The following is a 22,535-nucleotide window of genomic DNA, read 5'->3' as shown; positions in this document are numbered from 1 at the left end:
TATCCATTTGGGGGGCCTTGGCCCCCCAAACTGTCTGGAGAATCCAAATGGCAAAAGAATTCAGCCGTTCTCAGCGTGTTTCGCAGGAAATGCAAAAAGAGATCGCACTCATCTTACAACGTGAAATCAAAGATCCCCGTGTAGGCATGGCAACGGTATCCGGTATCGAACTGTCCCGTGATTTGGCTTACGCGAAAGTTTTCGTCACCTTCTTGAATGTATTAACGGATGACGCCGATCCGGATACGGTAAAAAATGGCATTAAAGCTTTGCAAGATGCTTCTGGATACATCCGTACTTTGCTGGGTAAAGCGATGCGTTTGCGTATCGTGCCAGAGTTGACCTTCGCTTATGATAACTCTCTGATTGAAGGGATGCGGATGTCTAACCTCGTGACGAACGTCATCAAAAATGATGTGGAGCGCCAAGTCAATCCAGGTAGTGACGAGGAGAAGTAATGGGTCGTCCACGTCGTCGCGGCCGTGACATTAACGGCGTTCTGTTATTGGATAAGCCGCTGGGCCTCTCCTCTAATGACGTTTTACAGAAAGTAAAACGTCTCTTTAGTGCTAACCGAGCTGGGCATACCGGTGCGCTTGATCCACTGGCGACCGGTATGTTACCTATCTGCTTAGGTGAAGCCACCAAGTTCTCTCAATTTTTGCTGGATTCAGATAAGCGTTATCGTGTGGTGGCTCGTTTAGGGCAACGTACTGATACTTCTGACGCTGAAGGCGCATTAATCAGTGAGCGGGAAGTCAACGTGACTCAGGCTCAAATGGATGCTGCACTGGATCGTTTTCGTGGCGATAGCCAGCAAATACCGTCAATGTATTCTGCATTGAAGCATCAGGGCAAACCGCTGTATGAATATGCCCGTCAGGGGATTGAAGTCGAGCGTGAGGCACGTAGCATCACCGTGTACGAGTTGCTTTTTATTCGCTGGGAAGGCAACGATCTCGAGTTAGAAATCCACTGTTCCAAGGGCACCTACATTCGCACCATTATCGATGATTTGGGTGAGTTGTTAGGTTGCGGTGCGCATGTGAGTTATTTGCGCCGCTTACAAGTGGCGACTTATCCTAGTGAGCGCATGGTGACGTTAGAACAGCTGTCAGCCATGGTTGAAGCGGCACAGGCAGAAGAACGTTCGCCAAATCCTGAACTGGATCTGTTGTTGCTTCCAATGGACAGTGCAGTAGTCAATTTCCCTGAAGTCAACCTGTTACCGGCAGTGGCGGCCTATGTTAAACAAGGTCAACCTGTACATGTCGCTGGTGCACCGAATGAAGGGATGGTCCGAATCACCGAAGGTGAAGAACGTAACTTCATCGGAATTGGTACCATCGCAGAAGATGGTCGAGTTGCACCGAAACGCTTGGTTGTAGAATACGCCGAGTAGGTCTAGCGGCCTACCTTGCGATCCCACGGCTCAAAGAGTAGAATAGTGCGGCTTACATATTGGGTTGCTGAATTAGAGATCGGCGCCTGTCTTAATTTATCTATATATTTGGAGTTGTATCATGTCTCTAAGTGTTGAAGCGAAAGCTAAAATTGTTGCTGACTTCGGTCGCGGTGAAAATGACACCGGTTCAAGCGAAGTTCAGGTTGCCCTGTTGACTGCTCAAATTAACCATTTGCAAGGTCACTTCTCAGAGCACAAAAAAGATCACCACAGCCGTCGTGGTCTGCTGCGTATGGTATCCACGCGTCGTAAGCTGCTGGACTACCTGAAGCGTGAAGATGTAGCACGTTATGCTTCCCTGATCGAGCGTCTGGGTCTGCGTCGCTAAGTCTGCGAGTTTCGGGAAAAAGGGGCCAATTGGCCCCTTTTTTCTAAGAAGCAATGATAAAATACGCTAGTATATTGTTGTTGTTCATTACGTAAATTTTAAAAACAGGATCTTCCGGTGCAGAGGTTCGCGCGGCTAATGAGAGACTTTAACTCAATAAGGGTTAAGGATTGTCATTAGTCGCGAGGATGCAGTGTGAAGGTAATAGTGACAGGTGGATGAGGTCGTCAATACGATCTGGCACCGCATAGTATAAGGATACTATTTTGCTGACTCCGATTATTCGTAAATTCCAGTACGGTCAACATACCGTGACCATCGAAACAGGCATGATGGCTCGCCAAGCAACTGCTGCTGTAATGGTAAGCATGGACGACACCGCAGTATTCGTCACTGTTGTTGGCCAAAAGAAAGCCAAGCCAGGTCAGAGCTTCTTCCCACTGACTGTTAACTATCAGGAGCGTACCTACGCTGCTGGCCGTATCCCAGGTAGCTTCTTCCGTCGCGAAGGCCGCCCAAGTGAAGGCGAAACACTGACTTCACGTCTGATTGACCGCCCAATTCGCCCACTGTTCCCAGACAGCTTCCTGAATGAAGTTCAGGTTATTGCGACTGTTGTTTCTGTTAATCCACAAATTAACCCAGACATCGTGGCAATGATTGGTGCTTCAGCGGCATTGAGCCTGTCAGGTATTCCATTCAACGGTCCAATCGGTGCTGCGCGTGTTGGTTTCATCAACGACCAGTATGTCCTGAACCCGACCACTGACGAGCTGAAAGAAAGCCGTCTGGACTTGGTTGTTGCAGGTACTGCTGGCGCAGTATTGATGGTTGAATCTGAAGCAGACATCTTGTCTGAAGATCAAATGTTGGGCGCGGTTGTCTTTGGCCACGAACAACAGCAAGTTGTGATTGAAAATATTAATGCCTTGGTTGCCGAAGCGGGTAAACCGAAGTGGGATTGGCATCCAGAGCCAGTGAACGAAGCACTGAATGCGCGTGTGGCTGAACTCGCTGAAGCTCGTTTGGGCGATGCATACCGTATCACTGAGAAACAAGAGCGTTACACTCAGGTTGATGCTATTAAAGCTGACGTGACTGAAGCGTTGTTGGCACAAGACGAAACCTTGAATCCTGCTGAAATTCAGGACATCTTGGGTGATGTTGAGAAGAACGTTGTTCGTAGCCGTGTATTACGTGGCGAACCGCGTATCGATGGCCGTGAAAAAGACATGATCCGTGGCTTGGATGTGCGTACTGGCGTATTGCCACGTACTCATGGCTCTGCGTTGTTCACCCGTGGTGAAACTCAGGCACTGGTCACTGCAACTCTGGGTACTGCCCGTGATGCACAAAATATTGATGAGTTGATGGGTGAGCGTACTGACTCATTCCTGCTACACTATAATTTCCCTCCATATTGTGTTGGTGAAACCGGTATGGTTGGCTCACCGAAGCGTCGTGAGATTGGTCATGGCCGTCTGGCGAAACGCGGTGTGTTGGCAGTGATGCCAAGCCCGAGCGAGTTCCCGTACACTGTTCGTGTGGTTTCTGAAATCACCGAATCTAACGGTTCTTCCTCAATGGCTTCTGTTTGTGGTGCTTCTTTGGCGCTGATGGATGCAGGTGTGCCGATTAAAGCCGCTGTTGCTGGTATCGCGATGGGTCTGGTTAAAGAAGACGAAAACTTTGTGGTTCTGTCTGACATTCTGGGTGACGAAGATCACTTGGGCGACATGGACTTTAAAGTAGCGGGTAGCCGTGACGGTATCAGCGCATTGCAAATGGACATTAAAATTGAAGGTATCACCCGCGAAATCATGCAGGTGGCTCTGAACCAAGCTAAGGGTGCGCGTCTGCACATTCTGGGTGTTATGGAACAGGCTATCAGCACACCTCGTGGTGATATCTCTGAGTTCGCTCCACGTATCTACACCATGAAAATCAATCCTGAGAAAATTAAGGATGTGATCGGTAAAGGTGGTTCTGTGATTCGTGCGCTGACTGATGAAACAGGCACTACAATTGAAATCGAAGATGATGGCACCATCAAGATTGCAGCAACTGACGGCGATAAAGCAAAACACGCAATTCGTCGCATTGAAGAAATTACAGCTGAAATCGAAGTGGGCCGTATCTATGCGGGTAAAGTGACTCGTATCGTTGATTTCGGTGCATTTGTAGCCATCGGCGGCGGTAAAGAAGGTCTGGTTCATATTTCTCAAATCGCTGACAAGCGTGTAGAGAAAGTGACAGACTACCTGCAGATGGGCCAAGAAGTGCCAGTTAAAGTAATGGAAGTTGACCGCCAAGGCCGTATCCGCCTGAGCATCAAAGAAGCCACTACTCCTGACGCAGAAGCTCCGGCACCAGAAGCAGCAGAGTAATACGGTATTCCATAGCCCCTGACTGATAATAGTAAGGGGCTATGTTATCTCGAGGACAGGATGCCCTCGTGTTAAACAAATGGATGAAAGGATGTTTGTCCAATGTTTGTCTTCGGGAGTAGGAAATGAAGCCTTTCTTGCGCTGGTGTTACGTTGCGACAGCACTCATGCTGGCTGGATGCAGCAACCATGATTGGCGTAAAGACGAGGTGTTGGCTATCCCGTTGCAACCAACATTGCAGCAGGAAGTGATTCTGGCGCGCATGGAACAAATCCTTGCAAGTCGGGCACTTACGGATGATGAGCGCGCACAGCTTTTATATGAGCGCGGAGTGCTGTATGATAGCCTCGGGCTGCGAGCACTAGCGCGAAATGATTTTTCGCAAGCGTTAGCTATTCGTCCTGATATGCCAGAAGTTTTTAACTATCTGGGTATTTATTTAACGCAGGCAGGCAATTTTGATGCTGCCTATGAAGCGTTTGATTCTGTACTAGAGCTTGATCCAACTTACAATTACGCGCGTTTAAACCGGGGTATCGCTCTGTATTATGGCGGTCGACTCCCGTTGGCGCAGGATGATCTGCAGGCGTTTTATCAAGACGATCCAAATGATCCCTTCCGTTCGTTGTGGCTGTATCTGGTGGAAAGAGAAATCGATCCCAAGGCAGCGGCAGTAGCGTTACAACAACGCTATGAGAAATCGGACAGAGGGCAATGGGGATGGAATATTGTCGAATTCTACCTGGGCACGATCAGCGAAAAAACGCTGATGGAAAGGCTCAAGGCAGATGCAACGGATAACACTTCGCTCGCTGAGCATCTCAGTGAAACTGACTTCTATTTAGGTAAGCATTACCTAAGTCTGGGGGACAAGAACACCGCTTCGGCGCTGTTCAAACTGACGGTAGCTAACAACGTTCATAACTTTGTTGAGCACCGCTATGCATTGTTGGAATTGGCACTTTTGGGCCAAGAACAAGACGACCTATCGGAATCGGACCAGCAATAGCTGACGGACACTTATCAGCCTGATTTAACTTGGTTTTTACCAATGTTATCACCTTAACCGGTGATGGCTTTTTTGTTCGTTTTATAATCTAATTTGAGCCGGTTCACACTTTTCAATGAAAATGACTGAAAATTTTCTCGACGAGTTATGTAGACTGGCTGCCATTATTAATGAGGCACGTGTACATGACTACTGAGTTTGAAACCTCTTTTGCTGATCTGGGGCTGTCCGCTCCTATTCTTTCCGCTCTGGCTGGCCTGGGTTATGAAAAACCCTCTCCTATCCAGCTGGAATGTATCCCACATCTGTTAAACGGCCGTGATGTATTGGGCATGGCACAGACAGGTAGTGGCAAAACAGCCGCGTTTGGTCTGCCGCTGTTACACAATATTAAAGCTGAGCTGAAAGCACCACAGGTTCTGGTATTAGCACCAACCCGTGAGTTGGCTATTCAGGTCGCTGAAGCACTGTCTAGCTTCTCTAAAGATATGAATGGCGTCAACGTTGTGGCCCTGTACGGCGGCCAACGTTATGACGTTCAATTACGCGCTTTGCGCCAAGGTCCACAAATTGTTGTGGGTACCCCAGGTCGTCTGTTAGACCACCTGAAACGTGGCACCCTGAACTTGTCCAACCTGAGCGGTTTGGTGTTGGATGAAGCAGATGAAATGCTGCGTATGGGCTTTATCGAAGACGTTGAAACTATCATGGCGCAGATCCCGGCTGAACATCAGACCGCGTTGTTCTCTGCAACCATGCCAGAAGCGATTCGTCGTATTACTCGTCGTTTCATGAAAGATCCGCAGGAAGTGCGCATTCAGTCTAGCGTGACGACCCGTCCAGATATCAGCCAGAGCTTCTGGAGAGTGGGTGGCGGCTATAACAAGAAAGAAGCGTTGGTGCGTTTCTTGGAATCTGAAGATTTCGACGCTGCCATCATCTTCGTGCGTACTAAAAACGCGACACTGGAAGTGGCTGAAGCCTTGGAGCGTAGTGGTTATAGCAGCGCTGCACTGAACGGCGATATGAACCAGTCTTTACGTGAGCAGACACTTGACCGCCTGAAAGATGGCCGTTTGGATATTCTGATCGCGACCGACGTTGCTGCTCGTGGTTTGGACGTTGAACGTATCAGCTTGGTTGTAAACTATGATATCCCTATGGATTCAGAGTCTTACGTTCACCGTATCGGCCGTACCGGTCGTGCTGGCCGTGCTGGTCGCGCATTACTGTTCGTTGAGAACCGTGAACGTCGCCTGTTGCAGAACATCGAACGCACGATGAAACTGACTATTCCTGAAGTTCAGTTGCCAAACGCAGAATTGCTGGGCGAGCGCCGCTTAGCGCAGTTCGCTGCTAAAGTTGGCCAACAGCTGGAAAGCAGTGATTTGGACTTGTACCGTGCATTGCTGGCTAAACTGCAACCAGAAGAAGAGTTTGATCTCGAAACATTGGCTGCAGCATTGCTGAAAATGGCGCAAGGCGAACGTCCTCTGATTCTGCCACCAGAAGCGCCACGTCGTCCGCAGCGTGAGTTCAGCCGTGATGATCGCAGTAATGACCGTGGTCGTGATCGTGGTGATAGCCGTCGTGACAGCCGTGACGGTGGTGATCGTCCAGCGCGTCGTGAACGTCGTGATGTTGGTGAGATGGAACTGTATCGCATTGAAGTGGGCCGCGATGATGGTGTTGAAGTTCGTCATATCGTTGGCGCTATCGCTAACGAAGGTGATATCAGCAGCCGTTATATCGGTAACATCAAGTTGTTTGCTTCTCACTCAACGATCGAATTACCAAAAGGTATGCCGGGCGAAATGTTATCTCACTTCACCCGCACTCGTATCCTGAACAAGCCGCTGAACATGCAGTTGTTGGGCGATGCACAACCACACGAGCGTCGTGAGCGTCCAGCTGGCGGTAATGGTGGTGAGCGTCGTGGTGGTGGTCGTTCAGAACGTCGTGATGGTGCAGGTGCTCCTCCTCGTCGTTCATTCGGTAGCGATCGTGCTCCAGCCGGTAATGGTGGCGAGCGCCGTGGTAACCGTGATGGCCAGCGTTCATCTGCTCCACGTCGTGATGATGCCGCAGCACCCGCAGCAGCACCAACTCGCCGTCGCTTCGGTGATGCATAAGTCTTAATCATCAGTGATGATTAAACGTAAAAAACCAGCCTACGGGCTGGTTTTTTTATGTCTGCTATTTATCGCTAGATGCGATTAGTCACTCGATGCCCTTTACAGGCGCTCAACGGCTTGGAGATCTTGCTGCAAACTGGCCACGATCTCGAAGGAATTCAAACGGGCTTGATGATCAAAAATCTGCCCATTAATCATCAATTCATCTGCTTGAGTTTCTCGTAGCAGCGATTGAAGCCCATGACGAACTTTGCTTTTGTCGCCAATGATGGATAAACGCAACGCTTGATCGACGCCAAATAGCTCCGCTGGCGAGCAAATCTTCTCCATATCTTCCACTGGTGGTGGAAGCTGGCCAGGTGTGCCACGGCGCAGACTAACAAACTGTTGCTGCATCGAGGTAAACAGGAATCGTGCATCGCGTTCACTCTCGGCGGCGACCACGTTCACGCAGACGATGGCATAAGGTTTTGGCCATTGTGCCGATGGCTTATAGTTTTCCCGATATAGGGAGAGTGCTTGGAGCAGCATATCTGGTGCAAAATGCGAGGCGAAGCCAAATGGCAGGCCCATAGCAGCAGCGAGCTGCGCACTGTAGAGGCTTGAACCCAGTAGCCACAACGGAACATGTAAACCTTGCCCCGGTACCGCTTGTACGGCTTGCCCTGGCTGTACTTGCGCAAAATAATTTTGCAGTTCACGTACATCAGCAGGGAAGTTATCAACTTCGCCGGATAAATGACGGCGTAGTGCCATCATGGTGCGTTGATCACTGCCCGGTGCACGGCCAAGGCCAAGATCGATACGATCAGGGTAAAGAGAGGCGAGGGTACCAAATTGCTCGGCAATCACCAGTGGCGAATGGTTTGGGAGCATCACTCCACCCGATCCCACTCGAATGGTATTCGTGCCGCCCGCAATATAGCCAATCAGTACCGAGGTCGCTGCACTGGCAATCCCCGTCATATTATGGTGTTCAGCGAGCCAGTAACGGTGATATCCCCACTTTTCGGCATGTTGTGCCAGATCTAACGAGGCATGGAAGGCATCCCGCGGGGTCTTGCCCTGCACGATAGGTGATAAATCAAGCACCGACAGGGGGATCGTATTTTTATCAGTATTATCAGTCATAGAATCGTCCATCTTAACCTTGTATTAAGTCGCTTGAAGGGCGAGTGCGTTTCGGTGGAAACGCGTTGGTTTTAAAAATAAAAAAGTGAAGAGAGGCATTCATGACACCTGATAAGGTGCAGGAATACCATTCATACACGTTAAGAGCATAAACGAAATGGCGTCTTTAAGGAGGGGAATAAGTGCGGCCTCGTCATCGCTAACATCTTAGGGTGTAGAGGGCATGTCACGGGCGATAATTGAGATACAACTCTCCTTTTTCATTCGTTTTCCTAAATGGGCAATTTCAGTCAGCTGATGCTAGTTAATTACTCTGAATATAATGATTATTAATCGAGTATAAAATATTTTATGCTGTTACAAGCTGGTATCGATACGGAATGTGTGATTGCCTTGGCAAATCCATCAATAACCTTATTTATAATGTGGTTTTTGGATGTTGACGTGTGTCACGCATTTTCTGTGGGAAATCGTTGGGGTAGGTGCGCTTAAATAAGGGGATGTTTTATATATTTGTTATCTATCAATATGTTAGTGTTTTATTGGTGATTGGTTGAAATAATATACTGCAAAATGATCAGAATGGTAGATTAAAATTCAGAATAAGACTCTTTTTGTGGAATAAATTTCCAATCGAAGGCCTCTAAAGCAGCGAAGTGAAAAAAACATTCTCTATTACCAAGCGTAATATAGCCAAAAAATAATAACACCTGCCCTCTGTTATGCATTGGCAATGAAATAAATAACAGATAACTCGCTCTGTACATTTTTATAACAATAAAACCTACTTATCATAGATTAAAGCGAGACCTATTATGGAAACGGCAAGAACAAATGAGAGTGTCATTTTAATCGACTCTCCGGCGGCAAAAAATGCCAATATGACTGAAAGAGAATGGCGCGAAGCGATTAAATTCGACAGTACAGATTTTGGCTGGGTAATAATGAGTATTGGTATGGCGATTGGTGCCGGTATTGTTTTCTTACCGGTACAGGTCGGCCTAATGGGATTGTGGGTGTTTTTACTCTCATCTATTATCGGTTATCCCGCCATGTACTTATTCCAACGTTTATTTATTAATACATTGGCAGAGTCACCAGAGTGCAAAGATTATCCGAGTGTCATCAGTGGTTATTTAGGGAAAAACTGGGGTATTGTTTTAGGGGCGCTCTACTTTATTATGTTGGTTATCTGGATGTTTGTTTATTCCACCGCCATCACTAATGATAGCGCCTCTTACTTGCAGACTTTTGGGGTAACGGAAGGCTTATTATCAGATAACCCGTTCTACGGTTTAGTCTTGATTTGTGTGTTAGTGGCTATCTCTTCTCGCGGTGAAAAACTGTTGTTCAAACTGTCGAGTTTTATGGTGATAACCAAGCTTTTGGTGGTCGCTGCGTTGGGCGTGTCGATGGTTGGAATGTGGCACTTGTACAATGTCGGCATGCTCCCTCCCATGGGTTTGCTGATAAAAAATGCCATCATTACATTGCCATTCACCCTAACATCCATTCTGTTTATTCAAACACTTAGCCCTATGGTGATTTCATACCGTGCTAAAGAGAAATCACTGGAAGTTGCTCGCCATAAAGCCTTACGGGCGATGAACATTGCTTTTGGTATTCTATTTTGTACGGTATTTTTCTATGCTGTTTCCTTTACGCTGGCAATGGGCCACGATGAAGCGGTTAAAGCTTATGAGCAGAATATTTCTGCGCTAGCCATTGCGGCTAAATTCTTCCCTGGCGGATGGGCGACCGTTGTCAGTGTTATTTTAAATATCTTTGCTGTCATGACCGCATTCTTTGGTGTGTATTTAGGTTTTCGTGAAGCGACACAGGGTATCGTGCTAAATATACTGCGCCGTATCATGCCAGCTGAGAACATAAATGAACGTTGGGTGCAAAACGGTATTATGGTTTTTGCTGTATTACTGGCTTGGGGGGCGATTATTTTAAATGCACCGGTATTAAGTTTTACCTCTATTTGTAGCCCAATATTCGGCATGGTAGGTTGCTTAATTCCGGCATATTTAGTCTACAAAGTACCTGCATTGCATAAATATAAAGGTCTGTCACTGACAGTGATTATTATTACCGGTGTTTTATTGTGTATCTCTCCATTCTTGGCATTCTCTTGAAATAACGGCATCTGACATAACCTGCTGTATATGTTTGAAGGTATTATTATGAATAACACAAATAATTCTGCTTTATGGGATGCGTTTATCCGCGTCATTAAACGCGATGTGCAACCGGCCGTAGGTTGTACTGAACCCATCGCACTCGCATTGGCGTCAGCAATGGCAGCGACTTATTTACCCGGAAAAGTTGAGCGTATTGAAGCGCGAGTTTCACCAAACTTAATGAAAAATGGGATGGGGGTAACTGTCCCTGGCACCGGTATGGTGGGGTTGCCTATTGCTGCTGCGGTGGGTGCACTGGGGGGTGATCCTGAGGGGGGATTAGCGGTGTTGAAAAACCTGTCTCAACAGCAGGTTACAGATGCCAAGTCGATGTTGGCTCGTGGGGATGTCCGGGTAGATATGCACTCTGGCGATGATGTTTTATTCGCTGAAGCTCGGGTCTATCAGGGCGCGCAATGGGCGAGTGTTACCATTGCTGGGGGTCATACCCAAGTGGTGAAGATTGTTATCAATGGCAATGTCTTGTTCGAGGTTGCGGAGCATAGCCAGCAGGCGCAGGCAGTTTGTGATCCTCACGATTGCCTGAAGCAAGCTAGTGCTCAGCAGGTTTACCAGTTTGCCACCGAAGTCCCTTTCGAGCAGATTAGCTTCATTTTACAGGCGGCCGAACTGAATGGGGCGCTGTCCCAAGAGGGGCTTACCGGCAACTATGGCTTACATATTGGTGCTTCACTGATGCGCCAGCGTGGGCGAGGTTTGCTGGTTAAGGATTTACTGTCGGATATTATGATCCGCTCAGCGGCAGCCTCGGATGCACGTATGGGGGGAGCACTAATGCCCGCGATGAGTAACTCTGGCTCAGGGAATCAAGGCATTGCCGCCACGATGCCTGTACTTGTAGTTGCCGAGCATCTGGGGGCTGATGAAGAAGCGTTAGCGCGAGCGCTGATCTTGTCTCATTTGATGGCGATTTATATTCATAGCCAGTTACCAGCACTTTCTGCTTTATGTGCTGCGACCACAGCCGCAATGGGCGCGGCTGCTGGGATGGCTTGGCTATTTGAACCACGTTATGAACCCGTCGCACTGGCGATCGGTAGTATGATTGGTGACATCAGTGGGATTATTTGTGATGGTGCAGCCAACAGTTGCGCCATGAAAGTCTCTACCAGCGTCAGTGCGGCCTACAAAGCGGTACTCATGGCATTAGACAGCAGCGGTGTGACCGGTAATGAGGGGATCGTGGCTCATGATGTTGATCAGTCGATTGCCAATCTGTGCGCGCTGGCTTGCGGTGCGATGCGGCAAACTGACCGTCAGATCATTGAGATCATGGCCCAAAAATGCCGCTGTGATTGACCACCATTAATCGATTAACAAAATAGCTTAAAAAATAGTGTAAATAGCAGGGGGAGCAAATATGTTCCCCCTGATTTTTGGCGCTATGACACCAGTTCCAGTCCGGCAAGACGCCGCCAATAGCCATTACAGTCGGCTTTATCTGCCAGCATCAACGGTGCTAGACCTTGCTCATTAGCGCGGAATTGCTCGATAACTTCCAGTGTTTCGATGCCTTGTGGCGAAAGACGGACAATATCCACCAACCCCTGCATTGAGATCAGATCATTACCGAGGTTATAGCAGTAGCCGCTTTGTGTCTGGATGCCATTGAGGACAAAGACTTGCTGATCTTCCTGCGATAACACCTTGCGCCCTTGCGGATACTTAATGCAGCACGTTTCACATTCATCTTTGGCGCGATCCTCAGAACGAGCAGTGAAGCAGCGGGCAGAATAAGCCAGCGGCAGGTGGCCGTAACTGAGGACTTCAACCTCAAATTGATCACGAAAACCCAGTTCGTCGCACTGCTCTAGGACGTTGCTCAGCCAATCACGGGAAAGCTCGACTGGCATGCACCAGCGCATCATGCCCTGACGGTGCAAGATCCGCAGGGTATACGCGTTGTAGCAGTTCAAGGCGTGACCGGCGACGAAAGGCAAGCCACGTTCAGCCGCCATATTCACTGCACCTAAATCATTCGCTTCCAGTAAAAACTCGCCGTTCTCAACATAGCGCTTCAATTCATTCAATTCGGACGGGGCTTGCAGGAGTGCTAAGGTAGAAATCACCACCTGTTTACCACTGGCTGCGACTTCTTTCGCTAAGCCCAGCCAATCGCTAACCTTCATCTCGCGGCGTTTGGTACAAACATTCTCGCCCAAATAAATAATATCGGCGCTGCTATTGGCTGCTGCGTGATAGAAAGTCTCAATATCCGATTTTGGCCAGTAATAGAGTACTGCGCCTAAGGCGTACTTCATATTTCCTCCGGCTACTGCCACTTGCGATGATAAGCGCCCAGCGTGGTCTGGGTCCCTTCGGACATTGCGCCCAGTTGTTCCATCCATTCCGCTTTAGCCACAAATTGCGACGGGTTAGCTTGATAGCGGTCAATCGCTTGTCGCCAAACTTTGGCCACCTGGCTCACATAAGCGGGGCTACGTTGGCGGCCCTCAATTTTTACCGAGGCAATATTTGCGGCAAATAATTCAGGCAATAGCTCCAGCGTGTTCAAACTGGTCGGTTCTTCGAGCGCGTGGTAGCGCTGACCATCGACTAAGTAGCGGCCTTTGCACAATGTAGGGTAACCGGCGTTTTCGTTATCCTCATAACGGTCAATCAACACCTCATTGAGGCGAGATTCCATCCCTTGCGGGGTTTGCTGCCAACGCACAAAACGTGCGGGTGAACAGGCTCCCACGGTATTTGGTGATTCGCCTGTCAAGTAGGAGGATAGATAACAGCGGCCTTCCGCCATGATGCATAAACTGCCAAAGGCAAAAACTTCCAACGGCACTGGGCTGGTACGCGATAACTGTTTCACCTGATGCATCGACAACACGCGGGGTAACACCACTCGCGCCACATCAAAATGGCGCTGATAGAAGCGAATGGCTTCATCATTCGTTGCCGAAGCTTGTACGGAAACGTGGCGTTCCACATTCGGATAACGCTCGGCGGCATATTCCAGCATAGCGAGGTCGGCTAAAATAAGGGCATCGGCTCCAAGCTGCGCGGCCATATCTACGGCTCGCTGCCAACGAGCATAACCATCGGGATGAGCGAACGTATTGATGGCAATATGTAATTTTCGCTTACGGCTATGAACGTAATTAACGGCTTCTTGCAGCTTTTTATCGGTGAAATTAAGGCCGGCAAAATGGCGGGCGTTGGTATCATCTTTCAAGCCGATATACACCGCGTCAGCCCCATTATCGATGGCGGCTTTTAAAGCGGGTAAATTGCCGGCAGGACAAAGCAACTCCATAGAATTTTCCTGAATGAGTCAGCAGCCCCGTTGTTGGCAGCATGGCTGGCAATGATTATTCCCCATCCGAAGATGATATTCGTATTTTATCGAGAGGCGATTTTAGTTAACCTGCTTTGCACTGACCTTGATTTAAGGCAGTTTCTTTTGCATTGGTGGCATTCTTCTGAGGATTAGCCAAAAATTGATGTCAGTTTTATTGATTTAGGATGCTTTGCAATTTTCCTCCTGTGGCAAAATACCCTTTGTACTTGAAGCCGCAGGGGTGTTAGCTACGCGTACTTACCCGAATCACTTACTTGAGTAAGCTCATCGGGATGCGTCCACTTGCTGCCTACCTGCAACTCCAATTACGTTGGGTATAGGTTTATGGTTGATCAGAGTCAAAAGGAGATAGAGCCAGTGCTTGGAAAACTACGAACACAACTTGTACGTCAAGGGCCAGCGCTGCTGCGGGGGCCGCTAAAATTGACTCCTTTCGCTTTACAGCGCCAAGTATTAGAGCAAATGCTTGGCTGGCAATTTCGTCAGGCACTGCTGGACGGTGATTTGGCATTTCTAGAATCCCGTTGGTTAAAAATTGAAGTCCGTGACCTCGGGCTACAATGGTTTATGACGGTAGAAAACGATAGGCTTATAGTGAGCCAACAAGCTGAAGCCGATGTCAGCTTTAGCGGTGATGCCAACGATCTGATTCTGATCGCTGCCCGTAAAGAAGATCCGGATACGCTGTTTTTCCAACGCCGGTTACGCATTGAAGGAGATACCGAATTGGGCCTTTATGTGAAAAACCTGATGGATGCCATTGAATTGGAAGCCATGCCGACACTCCTGCGAGTCGGTCTACTGCAACTGGCCGAATTTATTGAAGCCGGTCAACAAGAGGGTGCGGTGAGTTCTTCCCGTACATTAGCATCGTGTTAATTCGAGTAGAAATTCCGGTCGATGCACCGGGGATCGACGCTTTATTACGTCAGGCATTTAAGCGAGACGATGAAGCTGAACTGGTGCAGCAACTGCGCGAAGACGGTTTATTGACGCTGGGTATTGTGGCAACGGATGACGAAGGTGGTGTTGTCGGTTATGCCGCATTTAGTCCGGTTGAAATTGGTGGTGAAGACCGTCAATGGGTGGCATTGGCACCATTAGCCGTGGAAGAGGGGTTGCGTCGCCAAGGTTTGGCCGAAAAGCTGGTTTATGAGGGGCTCGATTCGCTCAATGAGTTCGGTTATGCCGCTGTCGTGGTATTAGGCGAGCCTGCCTATTATCAACGTTTTGGTTTTGTACCAGCAGCTCACCATCAATTAGCGTGCCGCTGGCCAGATACTGAAAATGCTTTTCAGGTTTATGCGTTGGCGGAAGATGCACTGGCTGACGTGGATGGCGAGGTGGTCTTTTCAGCCCCATTCAATCGATTTTAACGGCGAATGATTTATCGACTGCTTTTTGCTCGATGAGCATCGCGTTCAGTGAAGAAGGCTGGTTAATCACCAGCTTTTCTTTTTGCTGCTTAGTGAGTTGTTTCACCCGATATTCCAGTTTCAATGCCGTCGAACGATCCCCTGCGCCACAATGAAAGACCAAAGTTAACGTCCCCTTGCCCCGCAGTGCTTTTGCGCCTTTTCCACTTTGATGCTGCGCCATTCGCCGTGCAACATCGGTAGTAATACCGGTGTACAACATGCCAGAGGCGGTGCGCAGCAGATAGAGATACCAAGGGCTATCCGTCATAATCTTCTTCCAGTCCGGGGGTAGCGGTTTGGAGCCATTATTACCGGAATTACGGGCCGTATCCTGACTTTTTTATCTGCTGGCACCTGATCTTACTCAATTAACCTAATTGATTACTTTGTTTTTGCTGCAAATTCGAAACGTGGTGAAACCAAACCGTACAGTGTCCAACCAAGGAAGGTCACAATCGCCCCCCAAGTCATCGCTTCCTGACCTGAGCTGTAAAGCGCATAGAAGCTGTACATCGCACCGATAAAGGCAATGATGTTGGCTTTGCGGGCCTTAGCAGGATCGACATTCGCTGCTTTCTGAATAATCACCAGTGCCGCCATCGACAGAATATAAGGGATGATATTGGTCACTACCGCCAAATTCACCAGCACGTTAAATTGCTTATTCAGTGACGGGCTGATGGTCATCAGAGACAACACGCTCTGGATGATAACGATGGTCAACATCCCTTTGATAGGAGCATCGGCTTTACTGACTTTAGAGAAGATTTTCGGGAAGAAACCTTCATCAGCAGAAGATTTAAACACCTGAGCGATGGTGAACTGCCAACCCAGTAATGATCCTACGCAGGACATAATCATCAATGCCATGATGATTTTACCGACGGCTGGGGTGAACATATAAGCAAAGGCCAAACCAAACGGCGCGGTAGAGTTAGCCAAATCCATGTTTGGCACAATACCGGCAATCACGTTGGTTGAAATGATATAGATAACCGCTGCACCTAAAGTCCCACCCAACACGGCGATCGGAACGTTACGTTCAGGGTTTTCTACCGCGTCAGTATTGGCGCATGCAGATTCCAAACCAAGGAAAGCCCACAATGTCATCGAGATAGAAGAACCGATCGCTTCAAAGACGGGCACGTTATGTGGATTCCACGCGGCAACATAGGCAGTGCCACTAAACCAGAACCAGCCAATCAGCGAGATACCGACGACGGGAATAATCACCCCCCAGATGGTGACGCTACTGATTTGCCCAGTAATGCGTGCGCCGCCAAAGTTAGCGACTGTAGCCAGCCACAGTACACCGATGGTGGCGATACAAATGCCTAATGGCGTGAGTGTGGCACCCAATAATTCGGTGCCATACCCTACGGCTGAAATCGCGATCGCGATATTAGCAATCAGCAATGACGCACCATAGGTATAGTTCGCCATAAAGTTGCCAGATTTACCAAACGCGTACTCGGCATAACCGCCCATCCCGCCAGACTTACGACTAAACATCCCACACTGGGCGAAAGCATAGGCCAACGCCATTGAACCGACTGCTGTGACTAACCATGAAACGATTGAAATCGTCCCAACTTCGGCGAGTTTGGTTGGCAGCATAATTATGCCTGACCCCATCATATTGACGGCGGTCAGAATAGTCAGCTGTACGACTCCCATCTTATTATTTGTTTTACTCATTTTTATTATCTCTTTTTTAATTTCAGAGACTGCGGGAATAAGTTATCCCCGCAGATTGAGCGAATAGTGATGTTGGTGTTGTAAAAATTAAAAAATAGCTATTATTGTTTCATCATATAGCCGTACGCACGGTTCCATCCGTCTTCATCAACTTGTAAATAAACACCTTGTAATTCAGGTGCGAAGCCAGGTAATAGATTGATACTTTCTTCTAATGCCAAGAAATAACGTTGAGCTGCGCCGCCCCAAACTTCACCAGGGACAACACACAATACTCCCGGTGGGTAAGGAAGTGCACCTTCAGCGGCAATTCGACCTTCGGCTTTACATAATGGGACTAATTCAGCATGCCCACGGACGAATTCAATATTGGCATCTTGTGGATTCATCATCACTTTAGGGAAATACTGTTTACGGAACATTTCTTTTTGTAGCTGTTTAACATCATAGCTGACATAAAGATCATGCATTTCTTGGCATAATTTACCGATAGTATAACCTTGGTAGCGCGCTTCATTATTACGATATACCGTCGGTAATACATCAACTAACAAAGCATCTTCTTCAATGAAACGTTCGAATCGAGCAATTTGCGCGACCAAATGTTGCATTTTCGCCAAGTCTTCTGCTGGCGTTAATAAGAACAAAATAGAATTCAAATCGCATTTTTCTGGCACGATACCATTTTCACGCAAGAAATTAGCCAGAATAGTTGCTGGAATACCAGAGGCAGTATATTCGCCCGTATTGGTATCAATCCCTGGGGTGGTTAATAGTAGCTTGCAAGGGTCGACAAAATATTGAGAGGCTTCATAGCCTTCAAAGGCATGCCATTTTTCGCCTGGAATGAAATTAAAGAAGCGTAAATCTTGTGCCATGGCATTCGTGTCATATTCCTGCCATGGTTTTCCGTCAACCTCTACCGGAACAAAAGGCTTAATCATATTACAGGTATTTAAAATCATTTTACGCGCTTCAATACCGGTCTTAACACAATCAAGCCACATACGTTGGCCGCTTTTGCCTTCATGCATTTTGGCGTTGACGTCTAATGCGGCAAATAATGGATAGAATGGGCTGGTGGACGCGTGCAACATAAAGGCGTTATTAAAGCGTTTATGGTTGCAATAGCGATCTTGACCTTTAATATGTTTATCTTTTTTATGAATCTGCGACGTTTGTGAGAAGCCCGCTTGTTGTTTATGGACTGATTGCGTCACGATAATACCGGGATCGTTTTCATTCAATTCAAGTAATAATGGTGAACAATCCTTCATCATTGGAATAAATTGTTCGTAGCCAACCCAAGCGGAGTCAAACAAAATATAGTCACAAAGATGACCAATCTTATCGACGACTTGGCGGGCGTTATAAATCGTACCGTCATAGGTGCCTAATTGGATAATCGCCAAACGGAATGGGCGAGCTTCGTTAGCGCGGTCTGGTGCAACGCTACGGATCTGTTCACGCAGGTATTTTTCTTCGAAACAGTGAGCATCAATCCCACCGATAAAGCCAAACGGGTTGCGGGCTGTCTCCAGATAAACAGGGGTTGCACCAGCCTGAATCAGCGCACCATGATGGTTAGACTTGTGGTTGTTACGGTCAAATAGCACCAGATCGCCACGGGCTAACAAGGCATTCGTGGCCACTTTATTTGAGGCTGATGTTCCGTTCAGAACGAAGTAAGTTTTATCGGCATTAAATACTTTTGCTGCATGTTTTTGTGCATCACAAGGTGCACCTTCGTGAATCAGTAAATCACCTAATTTCACGTCAGCATTACACATATCTGAACGGAAAATAGTTTCGCCGTAGAAGTCAAAGAATTGACGGCCTGCAGGGTGTTTACGGAAGAATTGTCCACCTTGATGCCCAGGGCAAGCAAAAGTTGAATTCCCCATTTCGACATATTTTTTTAAAGTATTAAAGAATGGAGGCAGCAATTCTTTTTCATATTTTTCAGCAGCCGATTCCAATTGTTTACCATAAAAATCAGTATTATCACCACAAAGTTCAAAGACCCCATTGAGCGATGGTAATACGTCGGTATTGAGTTCTTCTTCACAGCAAACGGCAGCAAAGATTGGAATCTCCAACCCTAATTCATGAATACTATTAATGACACCATTATTAATATCTTGAACGGAAAGTACGACGGCAGCAATATCCGTAAAATCCGTGTGTAAAACATCCACCACTTCACGCTGTGATTCAAAACAGGGTATAGCTGACTGGCTTGCCGCAATATTTAACTTTTTCATTATGGATTCTCTTTTATATTATTTATTGGACTATCAAAAAAATACTGACACTAAATTCTGTGTATAGCTGTCCTTATCAATGAATTAAAATTCATTAATAAATAGTTTGCTTGTCTGCACATCACTGCATCTGAATTTTAGGCGCAGTGATCCTCATGTCATTTAGCATGAATGACAAAGGTGACATTCGATTTTTACAGGATAGCTATGTTTCTGCTGGAAGATAATTAACACAAGGCTGATATCGGCTGAGCAATAGTATGACACGTACCGATAGTGATAATAAAACCAAGTATGAGTATCTTCGGAGAACGCAGACAATAGTTAACATCACGCCAATGCTGAAAAGCAATTTTCGTTATTGTTAAAAATTGTGCATAGACAATGACTACCCAATAAAAATGGATGTCATTGCAGAGGGGGTATTATCTAAAGTGGAAATAAGAAAAACTAAAATAGCTACGGTGTGCCGGCATCATGAGATGCGTTGTCCGCCTTATATGCGCCATTTTCTTGTTGTTATTTTCCATTTGCGTAAGGTCTCTGTTTTTTTAAACAAATTTTGGTTTTAAACAAGTTGCCGTTTTTAAACAAATGCTCATTTTAAGTAAGGATGAATAAAACGAGCTGATGGCGGCTATTCTAGTCATAACACTTATTCATTCTGTGACTCACGTCATGTTTTTAGCCGATTTTAAAATGCACTTTGACTAAATAATGAATAATTAAGCGTTTTTATTCGTTTAAAACGGTTTTTATTCAAAACTGTACTGGATATTATGCAAAACAGTAGGGTTATATTTAACAAGGAAGATACATCAGGCGACTTATTATTATCCAATAGAGGCAATGAGAGCGAGTTCTTAATATATTTTGTATTTTATTTGTTAACGCATAATCATTTGTTACATCTTCACTTATACGTAATAGATGCATATGTATTCATAAAAATCTTATGTGGTAAATGTTAGCTAAATCACGTTATCAGGGACTTTCTCGCCATAGACCCTATTAATGGGGAGGATATGCTAGCAATCCAGTCCGCATTAGCGATAAGTGCGGAAAAAACGGGGCAAAGGCTGCCCCGAGCTGCATAAACTCAAATGAATAACGGGATACCGCAATCAACCAAGGGGATTTTTACCTGCATAACCTGCTGTTGACGGGTTAATTTGATCGACAATATTTCGCCATCATTGTCCACTTGCACGTTCGTTAGCGGTTGAGGGTTGTTCATATCAAACACACTGGTAATCAGTGATTCAGGTTGATGAGAACGTAAGATCAGATAACTGATATCTCGCACTGATGGGTTCGCGGGTGCTAACCCTTGGAATAGCGTGGCATCTGCGGCGAGCCAGATTGGCAGCGGGTTTGCCGCTGTTTGATAATCGCATTGGAGCACACCATTAAGTGGCTTAGTGGTGACTTGATGCAAATACTGCATTGGCCCATTTTCGCTAAAAGAGATGCTTTCACCTGCTGCATCCATCGCCATCCCATCGATATGCAGTGTCCAGTCGCACGCTTGTTGATGTGGATTGACGATGCTACTGATATCGATGATCGCATCTTCTAACCACAATATGCGGCGGCGGAATTTTATATCGCGATAAGCATCGCAATCCCATTGGACACGAGTATGGCTGTCTAACTCAGGGGCTTTTTTCCCCCAATCGGCCTCCGTATCTAACCAACTGAATTTTGCTGACTGATACCAGTTATGGATAACCGGTACGGCAGGTGGCTGATTGGCTTGGTTAACACTGAGCGTGTTATGAGTTGCGCTGTTTTTGTAGTAACCATAATGCAGCTGCGCGCCATAACCGGTGGTGCCTAAATCCGGCAAGATCTCTTGCCCTTGCTCGAACAGAATTAAATTCAGCCGATCATAATGATCATGCTCTCCCCCATAGGGGCTGTGTTTTATCAACAAAGCACGGCCTGATTGCGGTTGGCGTAAAATGGTCAAGCCGCAATCGGGTGCATGCAATGTATCCGTTGGGATGATATTAACCCGCGGAGAGGGCAATTCTTCAACACCATAGAGCAAAGCATCTAGATTGAAGCGAGGCTGTTGGCGATAAATATGATGTAAGGCGGCAGCATACTCATCATTGCCATAGATTTTAAATGCAAACTCATACAAGTGGGCGTGAGTCAGTTGCTCTTGTCCGGCAGTACAATCGTTAATACGTGGGAAAGTGCCATCGGGCATCAGCAGTTTTAGCGGGAAACTGAGCATATCGCGATAATAAGGCAGTGCTAGCAAGCTGTAGCGGCTACCCGCAGCAAGCTTTTCAAATGACCAGAAGCCTTGCAGGGCATAAAAGTGATAATGCACTGACCCTTCAAACCATAATCCCTCGCTGAACAGCCCATGTTCTAGCTGATAACGCAGGCCATACTCAGCATTGACCGCAAACTCAACATAGTGCTCTTCTTCAAGGATCAACCCGATCACGGCGATAGCGCTGCTGATTTTAACTTCATGGTTATGCAACTGGCGGGTACGGTGTTGCATCAGAAAATCAGCCCCCTCGCGCAATAACCGGCCAGCAATACAATCACGTTGTTCCTGACTTAGCGACTCGGCAATGAAGTCATAACCCAAAGCAAAATCGAGCAGACAATTCGCCTCGCACAACGTTTGCGCGTTGGCCTTACCTGGCCCGTTGTAGGGAATTCCGCCGTGGACTTCATAGTCAGGATAGTAGCGGGCATAGTTGATCAAGATATCCCGCACTTTATTGAAGTAACGTATTTCCCCCGTGAGCTGCCACAGCAAACCAAGCTGATTACAGGCTTTGGCATTTAAGCCGTTAAGCGCCCGCCACCAAGCGCCATCATAGGGTTCTCCGCTAAACAACTGATCGTCAATGGGGCAACGATGCTGAGTGGGCGAATGGCGATCCCAAACTAACTTTACCCCATGGTCAGGGCAATAATAGTAGTGGTTCCAAGTGGCGATACCGGTGGTGGGGACCCGTGTTTCTGAGTCCAACACCACCTGATTCTCCGCAATCAGCGTGGCAATAATCCCTGACGGCTGTACTGTATTTCCGTATTGCTGTGTGATGTCGCCTTGCCGTTGAACGGTATTTTCCGCTCGCTGAACAACCCGCTGGCGGATTTCTGCCATCTGCTGATCCGTAAACTGCTTCATATCTGGTGTGTCC

Annotated in this window: 19 protein-coding genes; 11 read left to right on the top strand and 8 right to left on the bottom strand. The window is 47.2% G+C overall.

All coding sequences use genetic code 11. The annotated features are described in order from the left end of the window. Positions 1-47 precede the first annotated feature (47 nt). The 7 genes from rbfA to DA391_RS19790 all read left to right on the top strand — a co-directional run bounded on the left by rbfA (position 48) and on the right by DA391_RS19790 (position 7,322). Positions 48-458, top strand: a complete 411-nt coding sequence (rbfA, locus tag DA391_RS19820) for a 30S ribosome-binding factor RbfA (RefSeq protein WP_019211298.1) — start codon at positions 48-50, stop codon at positions 456-458. Then, the gene (gene truB / locus DA391_RS19815) at positions 458-1,402 is read left to right on the top strand and encodes a tRNA pseudouridine(55) synthase TruB (RefSeq protein WP_050080886.1); all 945 of its coding nucleotides are present in this window, start codon (positions 458-460) and stop codon (positions 1,400-1,402) included. The genes rbfA and truB overlap by 1 nt, the downstream gene beginning before the upstream one ends. A 121-nt stretch (positions 1,403-1,523) precedes the next feature. After that, positions 1,524-1,793: a 30S ribosomal protein S15 gene (gene rpsO / locus DA391_RS19810; RefSeq protein ID WP_004875409.1), complete on the top strand. Its 270-nt coding sequence runs from the start codon at positions 1,524-1,526 to the stop codon at positions 1,791-1,793. A gap of 266 nt (positions 1,794-2,059) precedes the next feature. Next, the gene (gene pnp / locus DA391_RS19805) at positions 2,060-4,180 is read left to right on the top strand and encodes a polyribonucleotide nucleotidyltransferase (RefSeq protein ID WP_108088100.1); all 2,121 of its coding nucleotides are present in this window, start codon (positions 2,060-2,062) and stop codon (positions 4,178-4,180) included. Between the two features lie 125 nt (positions 4,181-4,305). Further along, positions 4,306-5,190, top strand: coding sequence for a lipoprotein NlpI (gene nlpI / locus DA391_RS19800; protein WP_050080885.1), 885 nt, complete (start codon positions 4,306-4,308; stop codon positions 5,188-5,190). Positions 5,191-5,305: 115 nt separating this feature from the next. Then, the gene (gene yrbN, locus DA391_RS24755) at positions 5,306-5,386 is read left to right on the top strand and encodes a protein YrbN (protein WP_096335046.1); all 81 of its coding nucleotides are present in this window, start codon (positions 5,306-5,308) and stop codon (positions 5,384-5,386) included. Further along, the gene (locus DA391_RS19790) at positions 5,376-7,322 is read left to right on the top strand and encodes a DEAD/DEAH family ATP-dependent RNA helicase (RefSeq protein WP_050080884.1); all 1,947 of its coding nucleotides are present in this window, start codon (positions 5,376-5,378) and stop codon (positions 7,320-7,322) included. Before yrbN ends, DA391_RS19790 begins: the two co-directional genes overlap by 11 nt. Before the next feature lie 102 nt (positions 7,323-7,424). On the opposite strand, the gene DA391_RS19785 is transcribed toward DA391_RS19790, so the two are convergent. Further along, complete coding sequence (locus DA391_RS19785; RefSeq protein WP_057642631.1) at positions 7,425-8,468, bottom strand: luciferase-like monooxygenase; 1,044 nt, start codon at positions 8,466-8,468, stop codon at positions 7,425-7,427. 803 nt (positions 8,469-9,271) lie between these two features. Here DA391_RS19785 and DA391_RS19780 point away from each other — a divergent pair. Further along, on the top strand, positions 9,272-10,597 hold the full coding sequence (locus DA391_RS19780; protein WP_019211291.1) for an amino acid permease: 1,326 nt from the start codon (positions 9,272-9,274) through the stop codon (positions 10,595-10,597). A 48-nt stretch (positions 10,598-10,645) separates the two neighbouring features. Beyond that, positions 10,646-11,962, top strand: coding sequence for a serine dehydratase subunit alpha family protein (locus DA391_RS19775; RefSeq protein ID WP_057642697.1), 1,317 nt, complete (start codon positions 10,646-10,648; stop codon positions 11,960-11,962). Between the two features lie 83 nt (positions 11,963-12,045). Here DA391_RS19775 and DA391_RS19770 read toward each other — a convergent pair whose 3' ends face one another. Together DA391_RS19770 and ubiU are read right to left on the bottom strand one after the other, a co-directional pair. After that, entirely contained in the window at positions 12,046-12,924 is an 879-nt protein-coding gene (locus DA391_RS19770) for a U32 family peptidase (RefSeq protein ID WP_050878864.1), read from the bottom strand. Positions 12,925-12,935: 11 nt separating this feature from the next. Beyond that, a complete protein-coding gene (gene ubiU / locus DA391_RS19765; protein WP_050080881.1) occupies positions 12,936-13,931 on the bottom strand; it encodes a ubiquinone anaerobic biosynthesis protein UbiU in 996 nt (331 codons plus the stop codon). A gap of 402 nt (positions 13,932-14,333) precedes the next feature. Here ubiU and ubiT point away from each other — a divergent pair, with 402 nt between their 5' ends. Together ubiT and DA391_RS19755 are read left to right on the top strand one after the other, a co-directional pair. Continuing rightward, the gene (ubiT, locus tag DA391_RS19760; protein ID WP_050080880.1) at positions 14,334-14,855 is read left to right on the top strand and encodes a ubiquinone anaerobic biosynthesis accessory factor UbiT; all 522 of its coding nucleotides are present in this window, start codon (positions 14,334-14,336) and stop codon (positions 14,853-14,855) included. Continuing rightward, positions 14,849-15,352: a GNAT family N-acetyltransferase gene (locus tag DA391_RS19755; RefSeq protein WP_050080879.1), complete on the top strand. Its 504-nt coding sequence runs from the start codon at positions 14,849-14,851 to the stop codon at positions 15,350-15,352. The genes ubiT and DA391_RS19755 overlap by 7 nt, the downstream gene beginning before the upstream one ends. Here DA391_RS19755 and DA391_RS19750 read toward each other — a convergent pair. The 5 genes from DA391_RS19750 to DA391_RS19730 form a co-directional block, all read right to left on the bottom strand. Further along, positions 15,339-15,662, bottom strand: a complete 324-nt coding sequence (locus DA391_RS19750; protein WP_050080878.1) for a GIY-YIG nuclease family protein — start codon at positions 15,660-15,662, stop codon at positions 15,339-15,341. The genes DA391_RS19755 and DA391_RS19750 overlap by 14 nt on opposite strands. Before the next feature lie 113 nt (positions 15,663-15,775). Continuing rightward, on the bottom strand, positions 15,776-17,092 hold the full coding sequence (potE, locus tag DA391_RS19745) for a putrescine-ornithine antiporter (protein ID WP_050080877.1): 1,317 nt from the start codon (positions 17,090-17,092) through the stop codon (positions 15,776-15,778). Between the two features lie 101 nt (positions 17,093-17,193). Then, a complete protein-coding gene (gene speF, locus DA391_RS19740) occupies positions 17,194-19,356 on the bottom strand; it encodes an ornithine decarboxylase SpeF (RefSeq protein WP_049604946.1) in 2,163 nt (720 codons plus the stop codon). Positions 19,357-19,781: 425 nt separating this feature from the next. Beyond that, positions 19,782-19,832 carry a hypothetical protein gene (locus DA391_RS24750; RefSeq protein WP_409994342.1) on the bottom strand — a complete coding sequence of 17 codons (51 nt, stop codon included), beginning with the start codon at positions 19,830-19,832 and terminating at the stop codon, positions 19,782-19,784. A gap of 623 nt (positions 19,833-20,455) precedes the next feature. Further along, positions 20,456-22,522 (bottom strand): heparinase II/III domain-containing protein, encoded by a 2,067-nt coding sequence (locus DA391_RS19730; protein WP_108088098.1) that lies wholly within the window; start codon positions 22,520-22,522, stop codon positions 20,456-20,458. Between the last annotated feature and the right edge of the window lie 13 nt (positions 22,523-22,535).

Origin of the sequence: Yersinia massiliensis (assembly GCF_003048255.1) — a bacterium.
GTDB classification, from domain to species: Bacteria; Pseudomonadota; Gammaproteobacteria; order Enterobacterales; family Enterobacteriaceae; genus Yersinia; species Yersinia massiliensis_A.
This window is presented reverse-complemented; position numbering and strand designations above follow the sequence as displayed.

Coding starts and splice junctions, on each gene's coding strand:
- rbfA (WP_019211298.1), top strand. CDS start 48: ATGGCAAAAGAATTCAGCCGTTCTCAGCGTGTTTCGCAGGAAATGCAA.
- truB (WP_050080886.1), top strand. CDS start 458: ATGGGTCGTCCACGTCGTCGCGGCCGTGACATTAACGGCGTTCTGTTA.
- rpsO (WP_004875409.1), top strand. CDS start 1,524: ATGTCTCTAAGTGTTGAAGCGAAAGCTAAAATTGTTGCTGACTTCGGT.
- nlpI (WP_050080885.1), top strand. CDS start 4,306: ATGAAGCCTTTCTTGCGCTGGTGTTACGTTGCGACAGCACTCATGCTG.
- yrbN (WP_096335046.1), top strand. CDS start 5,306: ATGAAAATGACTGAAAATTTTCTCGACGAGTTATGTAGACTGGCTGCC.
- DA391_RS19790 (WP_050080884.1), top strand. CDS start 5,376: ATGACTACTGAGTTTGAAACCTCTTTTGCTGATCTGGGGCTGTCCGCT.
- DA391_RS19785 (WP_057642631.1), bottom strand. CDS start 8,468: ATGGACGATTCTATGACTGATAATACTGATAAAAATACGATCCCCCTG.
- DA391_RS19780 (WP_019211291.1), top strand. CDS start 9,272: ATGGAAACGGCAAGAACAAATGAGAGTGTCATTTTAATCGACTCTCCG.
- DA391_RS19775 (WP_057642697.1), top strand. CDS start 10,646: ATGAATAACACAAATAATTCTGCTTTATGGGATGCGTTTATCCGCGTC.
- DA391_RS19770 (WP_050878864.1), bottom strand. CDS start 12,924: ATGAAGTACGCCTTAGGCGCAGTACTCTATTACTGGCCAAAATCGGAT.
- ubiU (WP_050080881.1), bottom strand. CDS start 13,931: ATGGAGTTGCTTTGTCCTGCCGGCAATTTACCCGCTTTAAAAGCCGCC.
- DA391_RS19750 (WP_050080878.1), bottom strand. CDS start 15,662: ATGACGGATAGCCCTTGGTATCTCTATCTGCTGCGCACCGCCTCTGGC.
- potE (WP_050080877.1), bottom strand. CDS start 17,092: ATGAGTAAAACAAATAATAAGATGGGAGTCGTACAGCTGACTATTCTG.
- speF (WP_049604946.1), bottom strand. CDS start 19,356: ATGAAAAAGTTAAATATTGCGGCAAGCCAGTCAGCTATACCCTGTTTT.
- DA391_RS19730 (WP_108088098.1), bottom strand. CDS start 22,522: ATGAAGCAGTTTACGGATCAGCAGATGGCAGAAATCCGCCAGCGGGTT.